Raw genomic sequence first — 2,434 nt, 5'->3', positions numbered from 1 at the left:
TTTTTCTCACCATGCAGAAATATTTGGTGGAAGGAATTGCATCTACCGGTATAAAGGGATAAAATGAAAGAAAGGGATTTTATGAGTGAAAATACAAAAGCAAAGATGAAAGCGCTGGTGCAGTATGCGCCCTTTGACAATCGCTATGAAACTGTGGATGTACCGGATATCGGGCCGGAGGAGATTCTCTTAAGGGTCAGGGGCTGCGGCATCTGCGCGGGAGATATCAAGGCCTATCACGGCGGCATACGAATCTGGGGAAGCGGACCACAGGATAGGTATATAGAAGCGCCTGTAATCGGAGGACACGAGTTTTACGGGGAAATCGTCCGCACAGGAGAGAAGGTGGCGCAGTGGAAGGCAGGCGACGTGGTATGCGCAGAGCAGATTGTCCCCTGTGGGGAGTGCGACTACTGCAGGAGGGGAATCTACTGGATGTGCCAGAAATCCGCAGTATATGGCTTTAAACAGCATGCTGCGGGAGGCTTTGCCCAGTATATGAAGCTTCACAAAAATTCGATTCTACACGCAATACCGGAGGAATTTACCCCACAGCAGTCGGTGCTCATCGAGCCCATCGCCTGCGGCATGCATGCGGTGGACCTTGCGGAAATCAAACATGAGGATGTGGTAGTGGTGGCGGGCCTTGGAGCCATTGGCCTTTCTATGGTCAATATGGCCAGACTGAGGCTGCCTGCAAAGGTAATCGGGCTGGACGTAAAGGATTTCCGGGTGGCAAAGGGGCTGGAATTTGGGGCCCATATCACCATGAATCCATTAAAAGAGGACGTGGAACAGCGTATCCTTGCGCTGACAGAGGGCAGGGGCTGTGATGTGTACATAGAGGCTTCCGGAAGCGGCGTCAGCGTAAGTCAGGGCCTTTCCCTTTTGAGAAACCATGGAAGGTATGTGCAGATGGGCGTGTTTGCGGACAAGGTAAGCGCCGACTGGAATGTGATCGGGGACGGAAAGGAGCTGACCATCAAGGGCTCCCATCTTTCCGCACGGACCTTCCAGGCGGTGATTGACGGCATCAGGGCCGGATGGATCAAAACAGAAGGCCTGGTAAGCCACAGCTTCCCCCTTGCGCAGTGGGAAAAGGCTTTTGAGACTGCGCAGGAGGATGATACGGCGCTAAAGGTGATGCTGACGCCGTAGCAGAAAGGCAGGATAGAAGAAAGGCAGGCAAATTAATGAAAAAAGCAGTGATCGCAGGCTATGGCAATATGGGGAGCAAGTATGCGGACCGGATTTACAAGGGACAGATTGAAGGTCTCTCTCTGTTTGGCATTCTTTGCAGAAATCCTAAGATGCAGGAAAAAATCCGCCAGGAGATGCCCCAGGTAAAAATCTTTCCCCATGAGGACAGCATGTTTGAGGCGGCAGAGGAATTTGACGCGTTGATTATCACTACGCCCCACAGAGAGCATGTCCGTATGGTAGAAAAGGCGAAGACGGCAGGACTTCATGTGCTCTGTGAAAAGCCTCTGGGGATCACTGCTTTAGAGTGTGGGAGGGTTGTGGACGGCAGAAAGCGTCTGGAAGGGGCGGATGGCGACAGGGAGCCTTTGGTGGAGGCCATGATTTTTAACTGGCGCGCAAGAGAAATTTACCGGCAGGTGAAGGGAATTTTAGAGAGGCAGGAGCTGGGGCGTCTGCACCATGTGCTGTGGACTGCAAATTTCTGGTACAGACCGGAATACTATCACAAAATGTCCGCCTGGCGCAGCACCTGGAATGGCGAGGGCGGAGGTCTTTTGTTAAACCAGTGCCAGCATCTTATGGATATGTGGAATTGGCTGTTCGGGCAGCCTTCCCGAGTGTTTGCCAGAATCCGCTATGGACGCTACAGCTCCATTTCCGTAGACGATGAGGCCACCCTTTTGTTTTCCTATGAAAACGGTATGGAGGGAACCTTCTTTTCCTCCACCGGGGATTCTCCCGGCACCAACCGTCTGGAAATCCATGGAGACATGGGAAAGCTTATGGTGGAGGACAATCGTGTGCTCACCTTTTGCAAAAATGCCTCCTCAACTGCTCAGGTGTCCAAGACCGCAGCAGAGTCTAACCCGGTAATTCCTTATGTGAAGGAGAGTAAGGAGATTCTTCAGGAGAAGGATGAATATTTGATTGTGCTGCAGAATTTTGCAGACGCCATCCAGGGAAAGGCTGTGCCTCTGGCTGGATTTTCAGATGGATTAAGAGCGCTGGAAAATGTCAATGCCGCCTATCTGTCTGACTGGACAAAACAGTGGGCAGACATACCCTGTGATGAAAGTCAGTATGAGAAATGCCTGGAGGCACACTGCCAGGAGGAAAAGGAGCGCGAAAGGGCGTCTGATAAAGAATAAAAAACTAGGAAAAGCAGGAAATCCACAAAGAGGGAGTTCCTGCTTTTTTGTGGCAAGCTGCAGTAATTATTAAGATATATTAA

Annotated in this window: 2 protein-coding genes; both read left to right on the top strand. The window is 51.2% G+C overall.

Going from position 1 to position 2,434, the window contains the following annotated elements:
• Positions 1–81: 81 nt before the first annotated feature.
• Entirely contained in the window at positions 82–1,158 is a 1,077-nt protein-coding gene (locus AC1WIP_RS14545; protein ID WP_481142503.1) for an alcohol dehydrogenase catalytic domain-containing protein, read from the top strand.
• Between the two features lie 35 nt (positions 1,159–1,193).
• Entirely contained in the window at positions 1,194–2,351 is a 1,158-nt protein-coding gene (locus AC1WIP_RS14540) for a Gfo/Idh/MocA family protein (RefSeq protein WP_481142502.1), read from the top strand.
• Positions 2,352–2,434 lie beyond the last annotated feature (83 nt).

This window comes from Acetatifactor sp. (genome assembly GCF_982438285.1).
Note: the sequence above shows the minus strand (reverse complement) of the source record. Positions and strands in the feature narration are given on the sequence as shown.

Coding starts and splice junctions, on each gene's coding strand:
- AC1WIP_RS14540 (WP_481142502.1), top strand. CDS start 1,194: ATGAAAAAAGCAGTGATCGCAGGCTATGGCAATATGGGGAGCAAGTAT.
- AC1WIP_RS14545 (WP_481142503.1), top strand. CDS start 82: ATGAGTGAAAATACAAAAGCAAAGATGAAAGCGCTGGTGCAGTATGCG.